This window comes from Salinispirillum marinum (assembly GCF_042650105.1).
Lineage (GTDB): Bacteria > Pseudomonadota > Gammaproteobacteria > Pseudomonadales > Natronospirillaceae > Salinispirillum > Salinispirillum marinum.
Genome location: NZ_JBHSAL010000002.1, coordinates 867,363 through 886,860, shown reverse-complemented (window position 1 = coordinate 886,860; position 19,498 = coordinate 867,363). Strand labels below are relative to the sequence as shown.

Here is a 19,498-nt window from a genome sequence, read left to right as displayed (position 1 = left end):
TACCCTCACAGCGTGATCAACCCGGTAAAGCCCATAAAAGCTAACGACATAAACCCGGCGGTAATCATGCCGATAGCAGCGCCTTTAAAGGGTTTGGGAACATCGGCAACGTTGAGTCGTTCCCTCAAAGCGGCAAACAAAACCAACACTAACGAGAAGCCAACCGCCGCGCCAAAACCATACAAGAGAGACTCGATAAAGCCATTCTCTTGTTGAATATTCAGCAGGGCCACACCCAAAACCGCACAATTCGTGGTGATGAGCGGTAGAAAAATACCCAATACGCGATACAGCAGCGGGCTGGTTTTGCGCACCACCATTTCCGTAAATTGCACCACCGCAGCAATGACTAAAATAAAACTGATGGTACGCAGAAAAGTGACATCCAGCGGCACGAGTATGAAGTTGTACACCAGATAACTGAATAACGAGGCTAGCGTTAGCACAAATGTGGTGGCGAACGACATACCCATTGCGGTTTCCAGTTTGTTGGACACACCCATAAAGGGGCACAGACCTAAGAACTGAACCAAAACGAAGTTATTGACGAGCACAGTGCTCAACAGCAGTAATAAATAATCGGTCATGGCGCATAGGGTTCCTGAACCGGGCGCTATTATGCGGAATGATCTTATTCCGATCAATACGGACAACTAAGCTGGTTATGACATTTATCTATAAGCATAAACGGCCCAGTCGAAGACGATGTCATTCGCTCAGGCCGTACGAACGAGTTAGCTGATTTTGGTGCCAGGTGGGATGGCGTTATTGGGCTCAAGAACCCAGAGATCCTTACCTTCTCCCGCGGCCAATACCATACCTTCGCTCATGCCGAAACGCATTTTACGGGGCGCCAGGTTGTAGACCAATACCACATTTTTGCCCACCAGATCCTCCGGCTGATAATGGGACTTAATGCCCGAAAATACCTGGCGTGTCGTATCTTCGCCAACATCCAAAATGAGTTGCAGTAGCTTGTCCGCCCCGTCGACATGGTCCGCGCTGACCACCTTGGCGACACGCAAGTCAACCTTAGCGAAGTCATCAAACTGAATGGTCGTCGGTGCCGCGGGTTCTTTTATCGCCTTCTTGTCTGTTTTAGCGTCTTTAGGCGCAGGTGCAGCCTGAGCCGATTTCGCTTTTGCATTGGCGGCTGGTACGGTGGTGTCGCCTTCTTTGCTGACTTCGACCATGGCATCCACGTGGGCTTTTTCGACCCGTGTCAGCAAAGGAATGAAGGCATTAAGGTTATGATTCAACAGCGGTGTACCGGCTCTGTGCCACGCAAAGTCCTCGATGTTGAGAAAGGCTGCCGCCTTGCCCGCCATTTCGGGTAGTACTGGATTCAGATAGGTCATCAAGACACGGAAAAGGTTTAACGCCTGCGTACACACGGCAATCACTTCATCTTGCTTGCCTTCCTGTTTGGCCAGCACCCAGGGCGCGTTTTCTTGAATGTATTCGTTTGCGCGGTCGGCCAAGGCCATGATCTGACGAATGGCTTTGCTGTATTCCCGTTGTTCGAAATACTCGGCAATTTCGTTACCAGCGGCCACAAAGGCGTCATACTGCGCACGATCATGCAACGTACTGGCCAGCTTGCCGTCGGCAAATTTGTGCACAAAACCGGCACAGCGACTGGCAATGTTGACCACTTTGCCTACCAAATCCGAGTTCACACGTTGAACAAAATCTTCCAGGTTGAGGTCTATGTCCTCAACCGTGCTGCCGAGCTTAGCGCTGTAGTAGTAGCGCAGGTACTCAGGATTCAAGTGATCGAGGTAAGTGCGGGCCATGATAAAGGTGCCGCGCGACTTGGACATTTTGTCCCCGTTTATCGTCACGTAGCCATGCGCGTATACCCCGGTCGGCTTGCGGAAACCAGCGGTGTCCAGCATGGCGGGCCAGAACAGGGCGTGGAAGTTGATGATGTCCTTGCCAATAAAGTGGTACAGCTCGGCCGTGCTGTCTTTTTTCCAGAACTCTTCAAAGTCGAGATCGTCACGGCGCTCACACAGATTCTTGAAACTGGACATGTAACCGATTGGGGCATCCAACCACACATAGAAATACTTGCCGGGCGCATCGGGGATTTCAAAGCCGAAGTACGGCGCGTCACGGCTGATGTCCCATTCCTGTAAACCACTGTCGAGCCATTCCGACAGTTTGTTGGCCACGGCGGGTTGCAAGGTACCGCTGCGCGTCCAGTCTTTCAGCATCGCGTTGAAATCGGGCAATTTAAAGAAGTAATGCTCGGATTCTTTTTCTACTGGCGTCGCACCCGACAGTGCCGAGCGCGGATTGACGAGTTCACTGGGTGTATAGGTGGCGCTGCAAACTTCGCAGTTGTCACCGTATTGGTCCTCAGCGCCACATTTCGGGCAGGTGCCTTTGATGAACCGATCAGCCAGAAACATCTGTTTTTCGGGGTCGAACATTTGCCGAATGGTGCGTACGGCAATATGTCCGTTGTCGCGGCAACGCGTATAAATCAGTTCACTCAGCTCGCGGTTTTCCGGTGAATGGGTGCTGTAATAGTTGTCATAACTGATCAAGAAGTCCTGAAAGTCCTGCCAGTGCTCGGCTCGGATGCGGTCGATCAGAGCTTCTGGCGTAATGCCTTCTTTTTCTGCGCGCAGCATGATCGCGGTGCCGTGGGTGTCATCGGCGCATACAGCGATGCAGCGATTTCCACGCGCCCGTTGAAAGCGTACCCAAATGTCAGTTTGAATGTGCTCCAACATGTGGCCCAAATGAATGGGGCCATTGGCGTAGGGGAGAGCACTGGTGACAAGAATGTTGCGCGGCGTCTGGTCGGTCATAATCTACAACGGCTACCATGAAAACGTTAAGAGACCGCGTATGTTAAAGCCTGTGGGGGTTGAATGCCACCGCTAGGGCATACTTCAGAACTTCCCTAGCCATAATGAATGATGTCATGAAAAAAGGTAGGCACATTGCCGGAATTGCGATAGCCGTGTGGCTGGTCTGCCGCAAAGCGTATGGCTTCTCCTGCTTGCAAGGTGATCCATTCGTTGTTCAGTAAAAAATCCAACGTTCCAGACACCACAATGCAATGTTCGGTGACCTTAGCATCGTGTGGTTCCGACATACTTTGGCTGCCGGGCTGCAGCAGCAACGACATCACTTCAAAGCCGAGCGTAGGGTCAAAAGGAAACAGCGTGGTGACCTGAATATCGGTATTTGCGGTCGGGATGCGTTCTGCTTCAATACTCCCTCGCAGCGCCGAGACCGGCTCCGGTAGCAGGTTTTGCGTCAGGGTCGAAAACGAGAGATGCAAGCCCGTGGCAATTTTCCACAAGGTCGCAATAGTTGGGCTGGATTCGCCACGCTCTATCTGCCCCAGCATGGCTTTACTGACACCCGTCTGCGCCGCTGCCTGATCTAAACTCAACTGTTTTTCCATACGCCGTTGGCGCAGGTGATTTCCCAGTTTTTGGTTGACGCTTTCCAAAGGTTATTTCTCTTTGCGTTGAATCGTTCCATGATTGTGCGTTATAGCGCACGGTGGTAAAGTGCGCGCAATGATGTGCGTTATAGCGCACGTGCAGTCCGTCTTCAACCTTTCTATGAGTGTCTTTTCAAATGCCAAACTCACCACAGAGCGCTGCCCAGCGGCCCATGCACCTCAAGGATGTGTCGGTGTCGGCCTTAGTCTCCGGTTTTGTTGCTGTGTTGGTGGGGTACACCAGTGCCGCCGTGATTATCTTCCAGGCGGTGGCGAATGCCGGTGGCGGACCTGAAATTGTCACGTCATGGTTTTTGGCCTTAGGGGTTGGCATGGGCATAACGTCCATTGGATTAACGCTGCGCTTTCGTGCGCCGGTGCTTACGGCGTGGTCGACACCGGGCGCAGCGCTATTGGTCACCAGCATGGCAGATTTTAGCTATGCGGCTGCCATCGGTGCTTTTGTGTTCAGTGCGTGTTTGATTACTCTGGTGGGTATAACCGGTTGGTTTGAGCGGCTAATGAACCGAATACCGCAGGCCATCGCGGCGGCCATGTTGGCGGGCGTGTTGTTGCAATTTGGCCTAGGCGTCTTTCAAGCCATGGAGCAGCAGTGGATATTGGTGGTTCTGTTATTTTTGGTGTATTTGGTTGCTAAACGTACACTGCCACGTTATGCCATTCCGTTGGTGTTGGTCATTGGTATGGCGGCGGCATGGGCCATGGGGCTGCTCAGTTTCGCCACCGTCGAGTGGCAGTTGGCGAAGCCTGTGTTTACCAAACCTGAATGGTCTTTGGGGGCGTTGATCAGCATTGGGGTGCCATTGTTCATTGTGACCATGGCATCACAGAACATGCCGGGTGTGGCGACAATGCGCGCATCCGGTTATGCAACGCCCGTTTCACCGGCTATTACCTGGACTGGCCTTGCCACGTTGTTACTGGCGCCCTTTGGTGCATTTGCGTTGAATTTGGCGGCTATTTCGGCCGCTATTTGCATGAGCGAAGAAACCCACCCCGATCGTAACCGGCGTTACGTTGCCACATTGTCAGCGGGATTCTTTTACCTTTTAACGGGTCTATTAGCGGGCACCATGGCGGCGTTGTTCTACGCGTTTCCAGAAGCCTTGGTATTGGCCATCGCCGGCTTGGCGTTGTTGGCGACCATTGGCAATAGCTTGGCTTTAGCCTTGCGCGAGGAAACTGTGCGTGAAGCTGCGCTCATCACCTTTTTGGTGACGGCGTCCGGGGTTACGTTGTTTTCTGTGGGCTCGGCATTTTGGGGCTTAGTCGCTGGGTTGATGGCATGGTATTTGGCCTCAGTTCGCTAGGTCAAATAAAGGAGAATTTGCTTTGGTCAGGGCGATATATGGCATGGACAGTCAACCTACCCTATAATCCGCTAAATCCTACTAATTCACTTGGTTATTCGGGGAGGCATTGTTGAGCAAGCCAGCACTGGACCGTAGTCAGATTGTACAATGTTTAAGTCGTATACAAGACCCTTATACGGCGCAGCCATTAGGCGCTAAACAACTCAAATCATTTGCAGCGGACGATAGCCATCTGCATGTTGTACTCGAACTGGCATACCCGGCGCAGCGGTTTGGCAAGGGTTTGGCCATGCTGGTGGCCGCGCAATTTGAAGCCCTATTTGCCGGAAAAATTACGGTCGATATTGAATGGCAAGTCACGCGCCAACCGGTCGCCAATCAATCCGCGGCAATGCCTAATGTGAAGAACATCATCGCGGTGGCAAGTGGTAAAGGTGGCGTAGGCAAATCAACTACGGCCGTCAATTTGGCCCTCGCCATGGCACAAGAAGGCGCGCGCGTCGGCATTTTGGATGCTGACATCTACGGGCCCAGCCAAGGTATGATGTTGGGAATTCCAGTAGGTACGAAGCCGGAAACCATCGACAACAAGTGGTTTGTGCCTATTAAAGCGCATGGTATCCAAGCCATGTCGATGGCTTTTCTGGTCAATGATAAAACGCCGATGGTATGGCGCGGGCCTATGGTCAGCGGTGCGCTGCAACAGTTGTTGACGCAAACCCAGTGGGATGACATAGATTATTTGGTGGTGGATATGCCGCCGGGTACGGGCGATATTCAATTGACCTTCGCGCAAAAAGTACCGGCGACCGGGGCCGTCATTGTAACGACACCGCAAGACATTGCCTTGTTAGACGCCAAGAAAGGTATAGAAATGTTCCGCAAAGTGAACATTCCCGTTCTGGGCGTGGTGGAAAACATGGCGCTGCACATTTGTTCAAACTGCGGGCATGCGGAGCACATTTTTGGTGAGGGGGGCGGTAGTCGGCTGGCTGAAGAATACGGGGTGAGTACGCTGGCCAGTATGCCTTTGGATATTCACATTCGTGAGCAAGCGGATGGCGGTGCGCCCACCGTGGTAGCCGATCCCGATTCAGAGGTGGCATTGCAATATTTAATGATGGCTCGCCAAGTGATGGCTAATGTGTCCCTATTGAACGAGGGTAAAACGACCATTCCAACCATTACAGTGAGTGATGACTGACGCCATGCTGTGTTGTTCGGCCGTTGCCCTCAACGCCATACCCCGCTAACATAGCGCGACTTTTTTCGTGGTCAGGAGAGGCACTGCATGAGCATTAAATCAGATCGTTGGATTCGCCAAATGGCTGAACAACACGGCATGATCGAACCCTACGAGCCTGGCCAAGTAAAAGCCGCTGCTGACGGTAGCAAGCTTATTTCCTATGGTACGTCGAGCTACGGGTATGATGTACGTTGCTCGAATGAGTTTAAGGTGTTTACCAACATTCATTCAGCGACGGTGGACCCAAAACACTTCGATGAAAACAGCTTCGTTGACGTGCAAAAAGACGTATGCATTATCCCGCCTAACTCGTTTGCCCTGGCGCGCACTGTGGAATATTTTCGAATACCCCGTGATGTGTTGACCATTTGCCTGGGTAAATCGACCTATGCGCGTTGCGGTATCATCGTTAACGTCACCCCGTTAGAGCCCGAGTGGGAAGGCCATGTGACGCTGGAGTTCTCCAATACCACCACCTTGCCAGCAAAAATCTATGCCAACGAAGGTGTAGCGCAGATGTTGTTCTTCCAGTCGGATGAAGCCTGTGAGGTGTCGTATAAAGATCGCAGCGGGAAGTATATGGGGCAGCGAGGTGTAACTCTGCCTAAAGCCTAGGCAAAACGCCTTTTTCTCAATCTGGCGGCGACGCCGTCAGTTGGGCTTCGACCACGCGTTTTCAGCACAAGCAATGCCGAGTGAAAATGATCCCGGCCCAAGGTAGGTTGCACCCGCTAAACCCATGGTGCTGATCAGCAGACGGATCTGTTTGCGTTCGTGCCGAGCACGCAGTTCGGCAATGCCTTGGTAGACGTTCAGGTCTTGTAAATCGCCAGAGTAACTAACTGCGATATAAGGCGAAGCCAGTTGCCCCGCGTCGACCTGGCGCAGGGCATGCGCAAGGGTGGCTTCGACCGCGGTAGAGAAGCCTTTAAATTTCGCGCAAGGAAAGTTTCTCTCCCGGTGGCCGCACACAACCGGTGTGATACCCAGAGCCTTGCCCATAAACGCGCTGACAAAATTAATGCTGTCTTCACCACGTTGGCGCGCGCGTTCGCGGATATAGCGTAAATCCGAAGGCACAACAAAGGTATGGACTTGATCCGCCACCAAATTGGTTAACCGGCGAACTTCGCTGCCTTCTAGTCCTTTGTTGATCAGCGCTTGCGTATGCGCAACCACCACCCCCATGCCGGCAAACAGGGCGCGGGTATCCATAACACGGATGACTTTTAACGCTCCACTCGACTTCAATTTCTGGTTCAGTCGCGCCGCCGCTTCATTCATATTGTCGTAAGTTTTAGAGCGATGGCGTCCAGTGGTTTGTACGATGACATAGTCGGCATGGCTCAGACATTGGTCTTCAATAATCTTCAGACCTTCTTCCGCCGTTACCGGTTGCGTGGTGACTTTTTTGCCCCGGTCTACTAGATGATCACGGTAATAAGCCAACGTTGTGGCGGCATCCCGCGTGTCTTGCATGGCCTGTTGATCCGTCAAAACGGTGACGGGCAAAATGGTGATGCCGTAGTCCGTGATCATGCTTTGCGGTATGTCGCATGAAGCGTCCGCAACCAAAGCAATACCCATGTATGAGGTCTCCAAAGCTGTACCCAAGGCCAAGGAGACTATGCAAATTTATGGGCTGCGCCTACTCAATGCCATGGACTGTCTTTGAAATGGCATGAACACGGGCTTTACATGGGCGATTATCAACCAAAAGTACAGAGGTCCGGGCGTTCAGCGACGAACGCAATGCACCTTTTCCATCTCCTGATGTTTGAAACCCAATAGGTTTTGTACCGTGGTGCGGGCAATGGCATCCAAAGCTTCACGGGTAAAGAACGCCTGGTGGCCGGTGATAATAACATTAGGAAAGGTTAGCAGGCGTGCGAACACGTCGTCTTGCAGTACCGTATTGGAGTAGTCTTCAAAAAACAGATCGGCTTCTTCTTCATAGACATCGAGCCCTAGATACCCGATATGGCCGCTCTTTAGCGCGGTGATGACCGACTGTGTCTGGATTAAAGCACCACGACTGGTGTTAACCAGCATGACGCCGCGCTTCATTTGAGCGATGGAACGACTGTTAATGAGGTGGTGGGTTTCGGGCATAAGTGGGCAATGCAAAGAGATGACGTCGGATTCCGCCCAGAGGCGTTCTAAGGGCACATACTCAATGTTCAGTGCCTGTACGGCCGGGTTAGGGTAGGGGTCATAGGCCAGTACTTGGCAGCCAAAGCCCTGCATGATGCGCGCAAAGGTGGCACCAATTTTCCCGGTGCCCACCACCCCTACGGTTTTTTGATACAGGTCGAAGCCCAGTAAGCCATTCAGCGAATAATCGTGCTCGCGCACCCGGTTAAAAGCGCGGTGGATATTGCGGTTCAGGTCTAATATTAACGCGACGGCGTGTTCGGCCACCGCGTGTGGTGAATATTCAGGTACGCGCGCCACAAGGATGTTGAGGCGTTCGGCACACTCCAAGTCGACATTGTTAAAGCCTGCACATCGCATAGCGATCATGCGGATACCCAGGTCAGCGAGTTGTGCCAGCGTCGGCTCGTCTAAAGTGTCATTCACAAAGCAACACACCGCATCGTGACCAGCCGCCAGGGCCGCGGTGGTCTGGTTCAGGTGAGGCTCAAGAAAGGTAAAAGACAGGGTGCCTGAATCGCAACGACTTAGGTGTTCTTCGTCGTAGCGTTTACTACTGAATACAGCAACGTTCACAAGTTTTTCCTTCCAGCGGACATAAATAAGTAGTCAGTGTAGACCATGAATGGACGGTCGGCATTGATGCTTATCAACTGGGCAGGTTACTGCGTGGGTCCGACCAGTGCGGTAGATCGGATACGTTGCGGTCACCCACTCGTGCCTCAAGCGCTCGAATTTGCTGGTCTAACTTGTCGTTGCGCCAGCGTAAAAAGTGGGTGGGAATTTGCCATTGGGTATCCAGTACGATGTAGGTGATGCCGCGCGCGGGAACACGTTGCGCAATCACGACCGCATGCGGTTCATTGACGGACGTATCGGTGGCGATGGAAAACTCGTAGTGGCGTGGGTTCCGTCGGTCTATGACTGAAAACTGAAATTCGGTTTCGCCGCGTGCCAAGCCATTCAGCAGTAACAGGGTGTACGACAAAGGGTCAAAGACATTGGCGTCATACGGGTAGGTGTAAGCATCGTCATTTAGATTGACGCGAATGCGTTGTTGTTCGGGTTCAAACCGGAGCCGTCTCGATTCATTGTTGAACGGCACACGTTGGTTGTAACGATACTCCAAGGGAACCGGCTCCCCATCGACCCAGCGGAAGTCTACCCACTCTTCAATTCGCGTCAAGGGACCGCGTAATTCTAAAGCGAGCCGCCATAACCCTTCACCACGCTGCACGAGGGTTTGCGTACCGGTTACTTTTACCGGCACGGCGGCATACTGATACCCTTCCAAGTCAATGTGAAAGGGTACTAGGGTGCGGCCATTCACCGCAGCACTTAATAAGGTGGCCAACAGAAAGAAGCTGAAGCAGCGTTGCTTAATGCGGAGTTTCAGGGTCATGCCAGTTGAGTCCTGTTTGGCCTAGGGGCTTACCGTCCATATAGGCCGCTCCGGCGCGCATTGTCAAGCGCTGCGCAGAAAACCAGCGCACCACGGCAGGGTATATACAATGTTCCTGGGCCTGCACTCTCTGCGCCAGAGTCGTAGGGGTGTCGTCTGGTAGAACGTCGACTGCCGCTTGCACGATGATAGGTCCACCATCCAAGTCTGCTGTCACGAAATGAATGCTGGCACCATGTTGTGCATCGCCGGCCGCAATGGCACGTTCATGGGTATGCAGACCGGGGTATTTTGGCAGCAGCGATGGGTGAATGTTAATCATGCGGCCAGCAAAGTGTTGCACAAACTCAGGCGTTAAGATGCGCATAAACCCGGCCAGCACCACCAGGTCGGGTCGCCACTGTTCTATCTGTTCCAGCAGAGCGCTGTCAAAAGCTTCCCGGCTCGGAAAATCCTGATGGTTTAAGGTCACGCTCGGGATCCCGGCCTGTTCTGCCCGCTTCAGTCCTCCAACATTAGGTCGATTACTGATCACACCCACCAGTTGCGCATCGTTCAGATCATGGTTACGGGCGGCATCAATTAAGGCTTGGAGATTGGTGCCACTGCCACTGATAAGCACAACAATGCGACAACTCATGCCGAGCGCGCCACCATATCCACCCAGGGCGCGCCTTCGCTGGCCTCAATGGATCCCAAAATCACCGGCGCTTCACCCTCGGCTTGCAAGGCTGACACGATAAGGTCGCTGGCGGCGGCCGGTACCACCAAGACCATCCCGATACCACAGTTGAAGGTACGGTACATTTCGGTGTCGGTGATGTTGCCTTCTTGTTGCAGCCAGTCAAAGACCGCAGGACGCTGCCAAGCATCGGTATGAATTACCGCTTTGGTGTCTTCGGGCATCACGCGGGGAATGTTTTCCAGGAAACCACCACCGGTAATGTGGCTCATGGCGTGGATCGGGTGTTCTTTCAGCACCGCCAATAACGGCTTCACATAGATGCGCGTTGGGGCCATCAAGGCCTCACCTAAGGTTGTGTCGCCTAAAGACTGCTCAGGTGAGTGACCACTGACTTCCAAGACCTTGCGGATCAATGAATAACCGTTGGAGTGCGGTCCGCTGGAAGGCAAGCCTAGAATTACATCTCCCGCTTGCACCTTGCTGCCATCAATCAATTTGGCTTTCTCAGCAATACCGACACAGAAACCGGCTAAGTCGTAATCTTCACCCTCATACATGCCGGGCATTTCAGCGGTTTCACCGCCCACTAAGGCACAGCCTGCCAACTCACATCCGGCACCAATACCCGTCACCACATCGGCGGCGATATCAACGTTCAATTTGCCGGTGGCGTAATAGTCGAGAAAGAATAAGGGTTCAGCGCCGGCCACAATAAGATCGTTGACGCACATCGCCACCAAGTCGATACCAATGGTGTCATGACGACCCAGATCCATCGCCAAACGCAACTTGGTGCCAACGCCATCGGTTCCAGAGACCAATACCGGCTCGTTGTACCCTTTAGGTAGCTCGAACAAGGCCCCGAAACCACCTAAGCCGCCCAGTACACCGGCCCGATGCGTGCGCCGCGATACAGACTTGATGCGCTCTACCAGCTGGTTTCCGGCATCGATGTCTACGCCTGCGTCTTTGTAACTGAGGGATGGCTTGGCCATGGCGGTGTGTTCTCCTGGGCGGGGTCAAAAGTTGCGCGGCATTGTAGCCTGAAAAAAAGAGAAATTCATGCTCTGCACGCCATGCGTCATGCCTTATCGGTAAAGTTCTGGTCATTCCTTTTCTGCAAAGCGTGTTAAATGGCAGAGAGTTTGTCAGAATAGCGCCCTAAACCGTTCGAATAAGCCTCTAGGAATGCCGAGTGCATGAATAAACTGATATCAATTTCGATGCTTCTGTACCTGTTGTTTTCCGGTATGGCAGGGGCGCAAGCCCGCACGCAGTCGGTCAATCTGTATGCCGCGGAGCGGGTTATATTGCAGAACGCGGATCAGCGAACTCAACTGGCTGCGGTGCGTGAGGCACTGCGTGAAGTGTTGGTGCGCGTTTCTGGCGATCCTTCTGCGGCGGATGCCGGTGGTGCCGTGGCGGCGGCACTGGAAGCCCCGAATGACGTATTAGCACAGTTTGGTTTTGGGGCCAGTGATGCCTTGTTGCCGGATGCGATCGGCAACCCGCAACCTACTTATCGACTACAAATGGTATTTGATGAACAACGCGTGCGTCAGGCCTTAACGCAATCAGGTTTTCCCATTTGGTCTGCCCAACGGCCCAGCGTTTTGATGTTGTTGGCCGGGCCATACGATGGTCGTATTGACCTTATTCACGAGGGTACTCCGACCGATGGCGTTGCCATGGCTCAATTGGCTGGCCAGCGCCAGGGTATACCTTTGTTTTGGCCTGACTGGGATATTGACGATCTGGCTTTGGCAACGGCAGATGACTTATGGGTCGGTAATGAAGGGCCAATGAATGCCTTGGCTGCGCGCTATCAAACGGAGCCGGTGTTGGCGGGTTATGTTGGGGTGCAGCCTGATTCGGGTCAATGGGTTGGGCGCTGGCATTTTCTCTACGCAGGACAAAAATTTACCGCGACATTTTTTGGTGAATCACAAACGTCGGTAATAGAACAAGGGGTTCGTTTAGCAACAGATGCCTTGGCCGATCGCTATGCAGTGGACCTGTCGGCACCCGTTCAGACGCTGACGGTAGATGTGCTTAATGTCACCAATATTGCCAATCATGGGGCCGTAAGGCGCTATCTGCGCGGTGTCAATGGTGTCAGCGCAGTGACCATGGAACGTATGCGTGGCGATGTGGCGACCTATCAGTTGGCACTACGAGCACCGCCCACACAATGGCTGGACATTTTGGCGCTGGAAGGACGCCTGCAAGGGCTCAGTGACATACAGCGTGCTGATGAGGTAGTGGCCTTGCAGTTCATTTGGCGGGAATGAAGGCATGACCCCAAACACCACCCGTCATCCCCAATTAGCCTTGCCGGTCACCTTGCGCGCCGATGCTCGGTTGTCGTCACTGTTTGCCGGACCGAATGCATGGCTGATTGACTGGTTACAGTCAACCTGGTGCTCGGGTAGCGAAAATTCCTTGTTTTTGCACGGCGTGCACGGCAGTGGATTGACGCAATGGTTGCAAGCCATTTGCCAGCAAAGTGAAGAGCAGGGCAGTAGCGGGTTTTACCTTAATCTCACGGAAGTTCGGGATGAGTCACCGGCTGTTTTGCTGGAGCTTGCAGGTACACCGCTGGTGTGTTTAGACGATGTGGATACGGTGCTGGGTCAGCAGGAGTGGGATCAACAGCTCTTTCATTTGTTTAATGCTCAAAAGGATCAGGGTTTGCAGTTGGTGCTGGCGGCGCATTGTTCGCTGCCAGAACTGGCGGATCGTATGCTGGCCGATTTGCATTCCCGTTTAAGCTGGGGCATGCGGGCGCAATTGAAGCTCCCGGAAGACGACGACTGGACCGCCGCGATTACCTGGCTGGCGGCCCAATATGGCTTAACCCTAAGCCATGAGGCAGCGCTCTATATTGCCTATCGGGGACCACGCGAGTGGCAGGGTCTGAACGCGCTCCTGCAACGTTTGGATACGGAGTCCCTAGTGGCGCAACGCAAACTGACCCCGCCGTTTATTAAGTCCGTTATGCAGTGGTAAGGTCTTCAGAGCGTATTAGTTTTCTCTTCCATCAAATGCGCATAGGCGGCACGCCAAGCCAGAATGTTCTGTTCCGCTAAATGTGGTGAAAGGTCCAGGCGGTCAATGTAGAGGCGGCGGATAGACTCCACGTGTTCGGCGTCCCACTCGGCAAAGGTTTCTAGCATGGGTGCCACTTCATACGGGCATTCTTGCTCAAGAGCGGTGTAAAAGCGTTCCAGCATGGCGGCCACCAGCTCTGGGTCCTCAGCATACAGCGTTCCTTCGGACCGGTCTTCAGCCAGCTCACGTGCTATATCGACCAGATTTTCGCCCATTTCCAGCAGCTCTGAGACCGGACGGTCCATAGCGGTTACGTCATCGTTCAAGTGGTTCAACCACTCGTCTACGGGTTGGATTAGGACGCCTTTATACATCCCGTCATCTAAAGTCCAAGCAATGGCGGTAGGAAATCCGCGTTCATCGTATTCGCTGTATTCAAGGGCGATCATGGCGGGGAAGGTCATACGACACTATTTTCCTGTTATAGATTTCCGCGCATTGTATAATGCGCGCCGAAGAATGGGTACGGGTGACGATATGAGTGATGAAAGAATCCCGCGCGACTTTTATGCGCGCGACGGTGAAGAACAGGCGGCTTTTCTAAGTCAAACGTGGTGTCAGAACTGCATGGCGGCTGATTTGGGCATGACCAATCCTGAAGAGTACGCCATCGGTGATCGGGTGTACATTACCGGAAGCTGTGTACAGTGCGGTCAACCGGTGACCACCGAGCTGATCGAAGGTGACGACGATGGCTACTACGAAGATGAAGCCCCCTAGCATTTTTACATCCAGCTATTTTACTTCCTACTTTTGAGAATAATTTATGTTTAATGTGAATCAATATTTTGACGGGAAAGTTGCTTCTATTGCCTTTCAAGGTGAACAACTGCCAGCTACCGTTGGCGTGATGGCGCCGGGTGACTATGAGTTTGGCACGTCGCAGCACGAAACCATGACAGTCATCAGCGGTGCGCTCACCGTTTTATTGCCGGGTAGTGAAAGCTGGCAAACCTTCAAAGCCGGTGCTGTATTTGAAGTGCCTGCGCACGCATCGTTCAAACTTCAGGTAGCGCAAGATACCGCGTATCTCTGTACTTACGCCTAACCGTGCAGGGTATGGGTGGTACACGCGGGGTGGATGCCCCGCCTACGAAGAATTCATTGCGGCTTAAAGAAACCATTGGCTATCTATGGCCTTACTTATGGGATTTTAAAGGCCGCGTTATTCTGGCCGTATTGGCGTTGTTGGCCGCCAAAGGTGCGACCTTGTTAATGCCGTGGGCATTGAAGAACATTGTCGATGGTGTTGATCGTAGTCTTCAGCCTGAAGTGATTTTGCCTTTGGCCTTTTTGCTGTTCTATGGGCTGTTGCGCTTTGGTGGGGTGTTTTTTGGTGAATTGCGCGATGCCTTGTTCAGTCGCGTAACCGAACATGCCATGCGACAAGTAGGTTTGAGGGTATTCAAGCACCTGCATGCACTTGAACTGGCGTTTCACTTGGAACGCCAGACCGGCGGGGTTAGCCGCGATATAGAACGTGGTACCAGTGGCATCAGTTTCCTTATGCGTTTCCTGATGTTCAACATCGTTCCCACGCTGTTTGAGATACTGATGGTCGCGGCCATTTTTACCTTCGCCTTTTCCCCATGGTACGCCCTGATTACGGTGATTGCGGTCGGTTTCTATATTCTGTTCACCATTATCACAACCGAGTGGCGCAACCGTTTTGTGCGCGAAGCGAATCAGGCCGATTCCTCCACCAACACCCGGGCCATCGACAGCCTGTTGAATTATGAAACGGTCAAGTATTTCAATAATGAGTCGTTTGAAGCGTCGGCATACGATGGATTTTTGGCCCGCTGGGAAAGCGCCAAGCTGAAAAATAGACTTTCGCTTTTGGCGCTCAATTCAGGGCAGGCACTCATCATCGCCCTCGCCATTACCGCCATGATGATCATGGCCGCGCAAGGGGTGGTGGATGGCAGCATGACCTTAGGTGATCTGGTCATGATTAACGCCTACATGATTCAGCTTTTTATACCGCTCAACTTTTTAGGTTTTGTTTACCGGGAAATACGTCGGGCACTGACGGACCTGGAAAATATGTTGGGTCTGTTGAGCCGTGCCTCAGCCATTCAAGACGCACCGGATGCCGCACCCTTAGTGCTGCAAACTGGCCGTGTAGAGTTCAAGCAGGTGATGTTTGGCTATCACCCGGACCGCGCCATTCTTAAGGGCTTTTCACTTTCCGTTCCCGCCGGTAGTAAGGTTGCCGTGGTCGGTGCCTCGGGTGCCGGAAAGAGCACTCTGGCGCGCTTGCTGTATCGTTTTTACGACGTCTGGGATGGGGTCATTGAAATCGATGGGCAAGACATTCGTAAGGTCACGCAAAGCAGTGTACGCCAGAACATAGCCATCGTACCGCAAGATACCGTACTGTTTAATGCCAGTATTCGAGACAACGTGGCCTATGGCTGCCCGACCGCCACCGAAGCAGAGATTGCCGAGGCGATACGCATGGCGCAGTTGGACGGATTTATTGCGGCCTTGCCAGACGGCGACCAGACCATGGTGGGTGAACGCGGACTGAAGGTTTCCGGCGGCGAAAAACAGCGCATTGCCATTGCCCGGGTGCTGTTGAAGAACGCGCCCATTGTGGTGTTTGATGAAGCGACCTCGGCACTGGATTCAAAATCCGAAGGTGCGATTTTGGATGCCATGCGCACCGTGGCCGCTAACCATACAACCTTGGTGATTGCGCATCGCCTTTCCACTGTTACGGATGCTGATCAAATTGTGGTGTTGGATGGCGGTCAAGTGGTGGAGCAGGGTAGGCATGAAGCGTTGTTAAAACTCAACAGGCGTTATGCGCAGTTGTGGGCGATGCAGCAGCGGGAGCGCTTAGAAGGCTAAAAACCGCCCAATGGCGGTTTTCAATTGCGTCTTTCGGTGACTTAATCTTCGTCCTCTTCTTGCGGCACTGGTGGGTGCTTTTTGATCTTCATGGCGTCGGGAGGTAAGACGTGTTTCGGTAGCTCGCTCTCGCCGACGCCCATATCCACCAACTTGGCGCGAAGCTCCAGATTCTCGTTTTCCAGGCCGCCAATGCAGGCCACCATGTCTTCGCTGTCGGTGACAAACTTCCGCAGTAAGTTCTCCATTTCGTTCGCCTGTTTATTCACTTCTTTATTATTTTTAGCTTTTTTGGCGACTTTGTGCAGCTTGCCAATCTTCTCGTTCGCATCGCGCAGTTCGTTTTCCAGTATCATCACGCAGGTTTCAGATTCTTTGAGAGAAGCCTCCATGGTTTGTATCTGGCTGTTCTGGCGTTCCAGTAGCTCTTCGCGCTCGCTTTCTTCTTTTGCGGCACGAAAGGCCACCAGGTTATCGCGCATCGCAGCAATGCTGTTCTTCTGATCGTTCGCGTAGTCGTTGAGCTTTTCGACACTTTCCGTATTTAAGGTTTCAACGGCTTCGGCGGTTTCAAAGTCGACACCCGATGGCGCAGGCATGTTTTCCAACTTGAAGCGTAAATCGGAGACCATCTTATTGGCAGTTTCCAACTCTTTTTCTAGCAGGGTAATGGCCGTATCAGATTCCTTCATGTACTGCGCTTGCTGCGAAATCTGTAACTCCATCAGATCGACAATGTCTTGTGCGTTACCGTCTGCGATGGCTTTTTGTAGTTTGAGGCGTAACTCGTTGACCGATTCCATTAAGTCAAAACGTTCCGATTTCAAACGATGAATTTCATCGGTGTGTTCGCCGGGCTCGGACGATTGATAGCCGGGGCCAAAGTCATTTTCTGTGATGGTGCGGAGCTCTTCAATCTTACGTTCAGCCTCATCCAACTCAGCCTGCAGCGAATTGACCTGGGCTTCGAACGGCTCCAACAGCGCAATGCGCTTTTTGTGCAGTTCAATTTGTTCTTGCAGTTGACCCAGTTCCGAGTCAACCGGAATAAGGTTGGCTCGCGCGCCTACGGCCTTCTCTAATTGCTGAATGAACTCTTCGGTGGCTTTTTCGCGGTTAGCGCCCGGGGCCGACATCAGGGCTTCGTATTCGAGAAAAATTTTACGCAGTTGCGCTTGATGGGAAATGTCTTCCCCTTCTTCTTCGGAGGCATCCTTCATCCGGCGACTCGTTTCTGCATCTACCTCTTTCAAGCGCGACTGAATTTGTTGCAGATAACTGTTGCCACTGTCTTCCCGAATCTTTACCACGTCAGCGGCCAGCGCTTTATTTTCCTGGCGCAGTTTGGCCAACTCGGCACGTCGTTCCATTTCACGGCGGGCGCGCTCTTTGCGCAAATGCGTCAAGATCGCAATCATGACCCTCAACAGGCGACTTTTATAGAACAGGAAGCCGGATACCACGATGACGGCGATAAATACTTCCAGCAGAATAAATAGCGCCAACGGTTCAATATACATGGGCCAAATCGCCTGTCCGAGTCATGATGAAGTTGAATCTTTATGCTTTGCCAAGGCTGCCATGGTTCGATTCCGACAGTTGTCCACCGCGAGAGTAGGTCGGATCAGGATGGCTATTTTTTAATAGTCGGTTTAACAGTTGGTATTTAATGTGGGTGCGCGCTAGCAAGCGACCGTTGATATGATTGTATTCGTCGCAGTCGTTCAAGATGGCTTTTACATCATCCAATAAAAGAATTAAGTCCGGTGCTTCACTGGCCAACTGTTGACGTAAATCGACAATGTTCCGTCCATCAATCAATTGGTCGTAGGTGCCATGCATATCCGCAAGGATACTGGCCAGTTGCGCTTTTTCTTCGGTGATGGATGCGGCAGGGGGTTCGCGCTGAATCAGTGCATCACGTTCTGCCGTTAGGACGGCAAGCATTTGCCGCCCGGTGCGCAGTAAAGAAACAAGAATATTGTGGAGGGCGGTACTTTGTTCATTGGACCAGTGCATACGGTGTGCTCCTCATTAGCATCCCATGCAGCGGTCTCAAGGTGCTAAATTCAGAGGGAACCCTCGAATTTCTGGATGGCCGCTGCCAGTCGCTCGTAATTAATCGTGTATTCGCCATTGGCGATGGCTGACTTGATTTGGTCTACACGACCCAAATCCGCATCAGGCATTTTTTTAATCTCTGCCTCAAGGCTCTGCAAGGATTGTACCTGACTGCTCAAATTCACTGAGTCGTCTTTCGCACCCTGTCCGTTAGACGTGTTCATCCCGTCGCGATGTAAGGGTGTAACGTTGTCTTTGCCTTTGGTGCCGTTCAGGCTGTTCTGGCCTGACCCGATACCGTTGTTGAAATTTATAGCCATGATGTTGCCCTCAAAATACAGTTCCGCTAGATGCAGTAGCGGCACCGGCATAAAAAACTTTAGTACAAAATGCATTTAATTGCGCGTTTTTTTTGACGCGTGAAATGGGCATTATCGGGTGGCCGTAAACGGAACTTCAACCAGCCCCCGGTCTACTACCCAAGCCCGTAAGACTTTGCCCGAACTGTTGTTTCTGACAGAAATTTGACGCCCCTCTGTGCCATCCATCATGGCCGTACCGGCCATGGATACAGAGATTCCGCCGCCGGTAGCGCGTATGGTTACAGCATCTCCACGGGAAACCAGCGTTGGTGCATTTAACACACGACTGTGCAACACATAACCTAAGCCAAGGTCACGCGCCAGCGCAGAGCCAATGACAGCATCGGCATCCAAGTAAAAACCTTGATGTTCATCGGCGATATTTTTAACTTGCATGCTGATGTCGTCGGCTGTGATCACGCTGTTTCGCGGCAGCGACCGACTGAGGGTGACAACCGGCAGATGCATGCCGACACTGGCGGTGATGTACGTTGTCCAAGTAGATTCGCCTGCACAACTGACCACCAAACGGACATTGCCTACCCATTGATTACGGCTGGCAGAGATCTCCAGCGGTGCCGTACATTCATCCAAGGAACGCACAGCGTTCGGCATGTTGATCGTGATGGAAATATTTTCTGCCGTCGCTTGCGCATAATGGTCTAGAATACTGGTAGTAATGTACTGCTGTAAGGTATGTTGTAAACGGTCTTCGTCAAGCGCTATGCTGTGGGTTGCCGACAGGAGCAGTGACAGACCGGCGACAAAGACGCGGAAGAATGTGATCAGGGCTGTTACGAACTGCGCCATGCACGTGC

Annotated in this window: 21 protein-coding genes; 8 read left to right on the top strand and 13 right to left on the bottom strand. The window is 52.5% G+C overall.

Features of this window, described 5'->3' with window-relative positions:
- Positions 1 to 5: 5 nt before the first annotated feature.
- The 3 genes from rsxA to ACFOSD_RS11270 form a co-directional block, all read right to left on the bottom strand.
- Positions 6 to 587 (bottom strand): electron transport complex subunit RsxA, encoded by a 582-nt coding sequence (rsxA, locus tag ACFOSD_RS11280; RefSeq protein ID WP_380696552.1) that lies wholly within the window; start codon positions 585 to 587, stop codon positions 6 to 8.
- 147 nt (positions 588 to 734) lie between these two features.
- Positions 735 to 2,822 carry a methionine--tRNA ligase gene (gene metG / locus ACFOSD_RS11275; protein ID WP_380696550.1) on the bottom strand — a complete coding sequence of 696 codons (2,088 nt, stop codon included), beginning with the start codon at positions 2,820 to 2,822 and terminating at the stop codon, positions 735 to 737.
- A gap of 95 nt (positions 2,823 to 2,917) precedes the next feature.
- On the bottom strand, positions 2,918 to 3,475 hold the full coding sequence (locus ACFOSD_RS11270; RefSeq protein ID WP_380696548.1) for a helix-turn-helix domain-containing protein: 558 nt from the start codon (positions 3,473 to 3,475) through the stop codon (positions 2,918 to 2,920).
- 131 nt (positions 3,476 to 3,606) lie between these two features.
- Here ACFOSD_RS11270 and ACFOSD_RS11265 point away from each other — a divergent pair, with 131 nt between their 5' ends.
- The 3 genes from ACFOSD_RS11265 (at position 3,607) to dcd (ending at position 6,664) form a co-directional block, all read left to right on the top strand.
- The gene (locus ACFOSD_RS11265; RefSeq protein WP_380696546.1) at positions 3,607 to 4,800 is read left to right on the top strand and encodes a benzoate/H(+) symporter BenE family transporter; all 1,194 of its coding nucleotides are present in this window, start codon (positions 3,607 to 3,609) and stop codon (positions 4,798 to 4,800) included.
- Positions 4,801 to 4,912: 112 nt separating this feature from the next.
- The gene (gene apbC / locus ACFOSD_RS11260; protein ID WP_380696544.1) at positions 4,913 to 6,007 is read left to right on the top strand and encodes an iron-sulfur cluster carrier protein ApbC; all 1,095 of its coding nucleotides are present in this window, start codon (positions 4,913 to 4,915) and stop codon (positions 6,005 to 6,007) included.
- 87 nt (positions 6,008 to 6,094) lie between these two features.
- Positions 6,095 to 6,664: a dCTP deaminase gene (gene dcd, locus ACFOSD_RS11255; protein WP_380696542.1), complete on the top strand. Its 570-nt coding sequence runs from the start codon at positions 6,095 to 6,097 to the stop codon at positions 6,662 to 6,664.
- A 36-nt stretch (positions 6,665 to 6,700) separates the two neighbouring features.
- Here dcd and ACFOSD_RS11250 read toward each other — a convergent pair whose 3' ends face one another.
- The 5 genes from ACFOSD_RS11250 to purM all read right to left on the bottom strand — a co-directional run bounded on the left by ACFOSD_RS11250 (position 6,701) and on the right by purM (position 11,285).
- Positions 6,701 to 7,636, bottom strand: coding sequence for a DegV family protein (locus ACFOSD_RS11250; protein ID WP_380696540.1), 936 nt, complete (start codon positions 7,634 to 7,636; stop codon positions 6,701 to 6,703).
- A gap of 150 nt (positions 7,637 to 7,786) precedes the next feature.
- Positions 7,787 to 8,779, bottom strand: a complete 993-nt coding sequence (locus ACFOSD_RS11245) for a 2-hydroxyacid dehydrogenase (RefSeq protein WP_380696538.1) — start codon at positions 8,777 to 8,779, stop codon at positions 7,787 to 7,789.
- A 73-nt stretch (positions 8,780 to 8,852) separates the two neighbouring features.
- Positions 8,853 to 9,605, bottom strand: coding sequence for a DUF3108 domain-containing protein (locus tag ACFOSD_RS11240; protein ID WP_380696536.1), 753 nt, complete (start codon positions 9,603 to 9,605; stop codon positions 8,853 to 8,855).
- Positions 9,583 to 10,245, bottom strand: coding sequence for a phosphoribosylglycinamide formyltransferase (gene purN, locus ACFOSD_RS11235; RefSeq protein ID WP_380696534.1), 663 nt, complete (start codon positions 10,243 to 10,245; stop codon positions 9,583 to 9,585). The genes ACFOSD_RS11240 and purN overlap by 23 nt, the downstream gene beginning before the upstream one ends.
- Positions 10,242 to 11,285, bottom strand: a complete 1,044-nt coding sequence (purM, locus tag ACFOSD_RS11230) for a phosphoribosylformylglycinamidine cyclo-ligase (protein WP_380696532.1) — start codon at positions 11,283 to 11,285, stop codon at positions 10,242 to 10,244. Before purM ends, purN begins: the two co-directional genes overlap by 4 nt.
- A 204-nt stretch (positions 11,286 to 11,489) precedes the next feature.
- Here purM and ACFOSD_RS11225 point away from each other — a divergent pair, with 204 nt between their 5' ends.
- Together ACFOSD_RS11225 and ACFOSD_RS11220 are read left to right on the top strand one after the other, a co-directional pair.
- Positions 11,490 to 12,581 carry a DUF2066 domain-containing protein gene (locus ACFOSD_RS11225; RefSeq protein ID WP_380696530.1) on the top strand — a complete coding sequence of 364 codons (1,092 nt, stop codon included), beginning with the start codon at positions 11,490 to 11,492 and terminating at the stop codon, positions 12,579 to 12,581.
- Positions 12,582 to 12,585: 4 nt separating this feature from the next.
- Positions 12,586 to 13,299 carry an HdaA/DnaA family protein gene (locus ACFOSD_RS11220; protein WP_380696528.1) on the top strand — a complete coding sequence of 238 codons (714 nt, stop codon included), beginning with the start codon at positions 12,586 to 12,588 and terminating at the stop codon, positions 13,297 to 13,299.
- Between the two features lie 5 nt (positions 13,300 to 13,304).
- On the opposite strand, the gene ACFOSD_RS11215 is transcribed toward ACFOSD_RS11220, so the two are convergent.
- Positions 13,305 to 13,805, bottom strand: coding sequence for a hypothetical protein (locus ACFOSD_RS11215; protein ID WP_380696526.1), 501 nt, complete (start codon positions 13,803 to 13,805; stop codon positions 13,305 to 13,307).
- A gap of 73 nt (positions 13,806 to 13,878) precedes the next feature.
- On the opposite strand from ACFOSD_RS11215, the gene ACFOSD_RS11210 reads away from it, so the two are divergent.
- From ACFOSD_RS11210 to ACFOSD_RS11200, 3 genes are read left to right on the top strand one after another with little or no spacing between them, the layout of a single operon-like run.
- Positions 13,879 to 14,121, top strand: a complete 243-nt coding sequence (locus tag ACFOSD_RS11210; RefSeq protein WP_380696524.1) for a hypothetical protein — start codon at positions 13,879 to 13,881, stop codon at positions 14,119 to 14,121.
- Between the two features lie 46 nt (positions 14,122 to 14,167).
- The gene (ppnP, locus tag ACFOSD_RS11205) at positions 14,168 to 14,449 is read left to right on the top strand and encodes a pyrimidine/purine nucleoside phosphorylase (RefSeq protein WP_380696522.1); all 282 of its coding nucleotides are present in this window, start codon (positions 14,168 to 14,170) and stop codon (positions 14,447 to 14,449) included.
- Positions 14,450 to 14,460: 11 nt separating this feature from the next.
- On the top strand, positions 14,461 to 16,257 hold the full coding sequence (locus tag ACFOSD_RS11200; RefSeq protein WP_380696520.1) for an ABCB family ABC transporter ATP-binding protein/permease: 1,797 nt from the start codon (positions 14,461 to 14,463) through the stop codon (positions 16,255 to 16,257).
- Positions 16,258 to 16,298: 41 nt separating this feature from the next.
- On the opposite strand, the gene ACFOSD_RS11195 is transcribed toward ACFOSD_RS11200, so the two are convergent.
- The 4 genes from ACFOSD_RS11195 to flgA all read right to left on the bottom strand — a co-directional run bounded on the left by ACFOSD_RS11195 (position 16,299) and on the right by flgA (position 19,490).
- The gene (locus ACFOSD_RS11195) at positions 16,299 to 17,777 is read right to left on the bottom strand and encodes a hypothetical protein (protein WP_380696518.1); all 1,479 of its coding nucleotides are present in this window, start codon (positions 17,775 to 17,777) and stop codon (positions 16,299 to 16,301) included.
- A gap of 40 nt (positions 17,778 to 17,817) precedes the next feature.
- Positions 17,818 to 18,276 (bottom strand): flagellar export chaperone FlgN, encoded by a 459-nt coding sequence (gene flgN / locus ACFOSD_RS11190; RefSeq protein ID WP_380696516.1) that lies wholly within the window; start codon positions 18,274 to 18,276, stop codon positions 17,818 to 17,820.
- 50 nt (positions 18,277 to 18,326) lie between these two features.
- Positions 18,327 to 18,638: a flagellar biosynthesis anti-sigma factor FlgM gene (gene flgM, locus ACFOSD_RS11185; RefSeq protein ID WP_380707602.1), complete on the bottom strand. Its 312-nt coding sequence runs from the start codon at positions 18,636 to 18,638 to the stop codon at positions 18,327 to 18,329.
- A 111-nt stretch (positions 18,639 to 18,749) separates the two neighbouring features.
- Positions 18,750 to 19,490 (bottom strand): flagellar basal body P-ring formation chaperone FlgA, encoded by a 741-nt coding sequence (gene flgA / locus ACFOSD_RS11180; protein WP_380696512.1) that lies wholly within the window; start codon positions 19,488 to 19,490, stop codon positions 18,750 to 18,752.
- Positions 19,491 to 19,498 lie beyond the last annotated feature (8 nt).

Excerpts from the sequence above, each read along its gene's own strand:
- ACFOSD_RS11225 (WP_380696530.1), top strand. The coding sequence starts at position 11,490 with ATGAATAAACTGATATCAATTTCGATGCTTCTGTACCTGTTGTTTTCC.
- ppnP (WP_380696522.1), top strand. The coding sequence starts at position 14,168 with ATGTTTAATGTGAATCAATATTTTGACGGGAAAGTTGCTTCTATTGCC.
- ACFOSD_RS11220 (WP_380696528.1), top strand. The coding sequence starts at position 12,586 with ATGACCCCAAACACCACCCGTCATCCCCAATTAGCCTTGCCGGTCACC.
- dcd (WP_380696542.1), top strand. The coding sequence starts at position 6,095 with ATGAGCATTAAATCAGATCGTTGGATTCGCCAAATGGCTGAACAACAC.
- flgA (WP_380696512.1), bottom strand. The coding sequence starts at position 19,490 with ATGGCGCAGTTCGTAACAGCCCTGATCACATTCTTCCGCGTCTTTGTC.
- metG (WP_380696550.1), bottom strand. The coding sequence starts at position 2,822 with ATGACCGACCAGACGCCGCGCAACATTCTTGTCACCAGTGCTCTCCCC.
- ACFOSD_RS11210 (WP_380696524.1), top strand. The coding sequence starts at position 13,879 with ATGAGTGATGAAAGAATCCCGCGCGACTTTTATGCGCGCGACGGTGAA.
- ACFOSD_RS11265 (WP_380696546.1), top strand. The coding sequence starts at position 3,607 with ATGCCAAACTCACCACAGAGCGCTGCCCAGCGGCCCATGCACCTCAAG.
- rsxA (WP_380696552.1), bottom strand. The coding sequence starts at position 587 with ATGACCGATTATTTATTACTGCTGTTGAGCACTGTGCTCGTCAATAAC.
- ACFOSD_RS11195 (WP_380696518.1), bottom strand. The coding sequence starts at position 17,777 with ATGTATATTGAACCGTTGGCGCTATTTATTCTGCTGGAAGTATTTATC.
- purN (WP_380696534.1), bottom strand. The coding sequence starts at position 10,245 with ATGAGTTGTCGCATTGTTGTGCTTATCAGTGGCAGTGGCACCAATCTC.
- ACFOSD_RS11215 (WP_380696526.1), bottom strand. The coding sequence starts at position 13,805 with ATGACCTTCCCCGCCATGATCGCCCTTGAATACAGCGAATACGATGAA.
- purM (WP_380696532.1), bottom strand. The coding sequence starts at position 11,285 with ATGGCCAAGCCATCCCTCAGTTACAAAGACGCAGGCGTAGACATCGAT.
- ACFOSD_RS11250 (WP_380696540.1), bottom strand. The coding sequence starts at position 7,636 with ATGGGTATTGCTTTGGTTGCGGACGCTTCATGCGACATACCGCAAAGC.
- flgN (WP_380696516.1), bottom strand. The coding sequence starts at position 18,276 with ATGCACTGGTCCAATGAACAAAGTACCGCCCTCCACAATATTCTTGTT.
- flgM (WP_380707602.1), bottom strand. The coding sequence starts at position 18,638 with ATGGCTATAAATTTCAACAACGGTATCGGGTCAGGCCAGAACAGCCTG.
- ACFOSD_RS11240 (WP_380696536.1), bottom strand. The coding sequence starts at position 9,605 with ATGACCCTGAAACTCCGCATTAAGCAACGCTGCTTCAGCTTCTTTCTG.
- ACFOSD_RS11200 (WP_380696520.1), top strand. The coding sequence starts at position 14,461 with ATGGGTGGTACACGCGGGGTGGATGCCCCGCCTACGAAGAATTCATTG.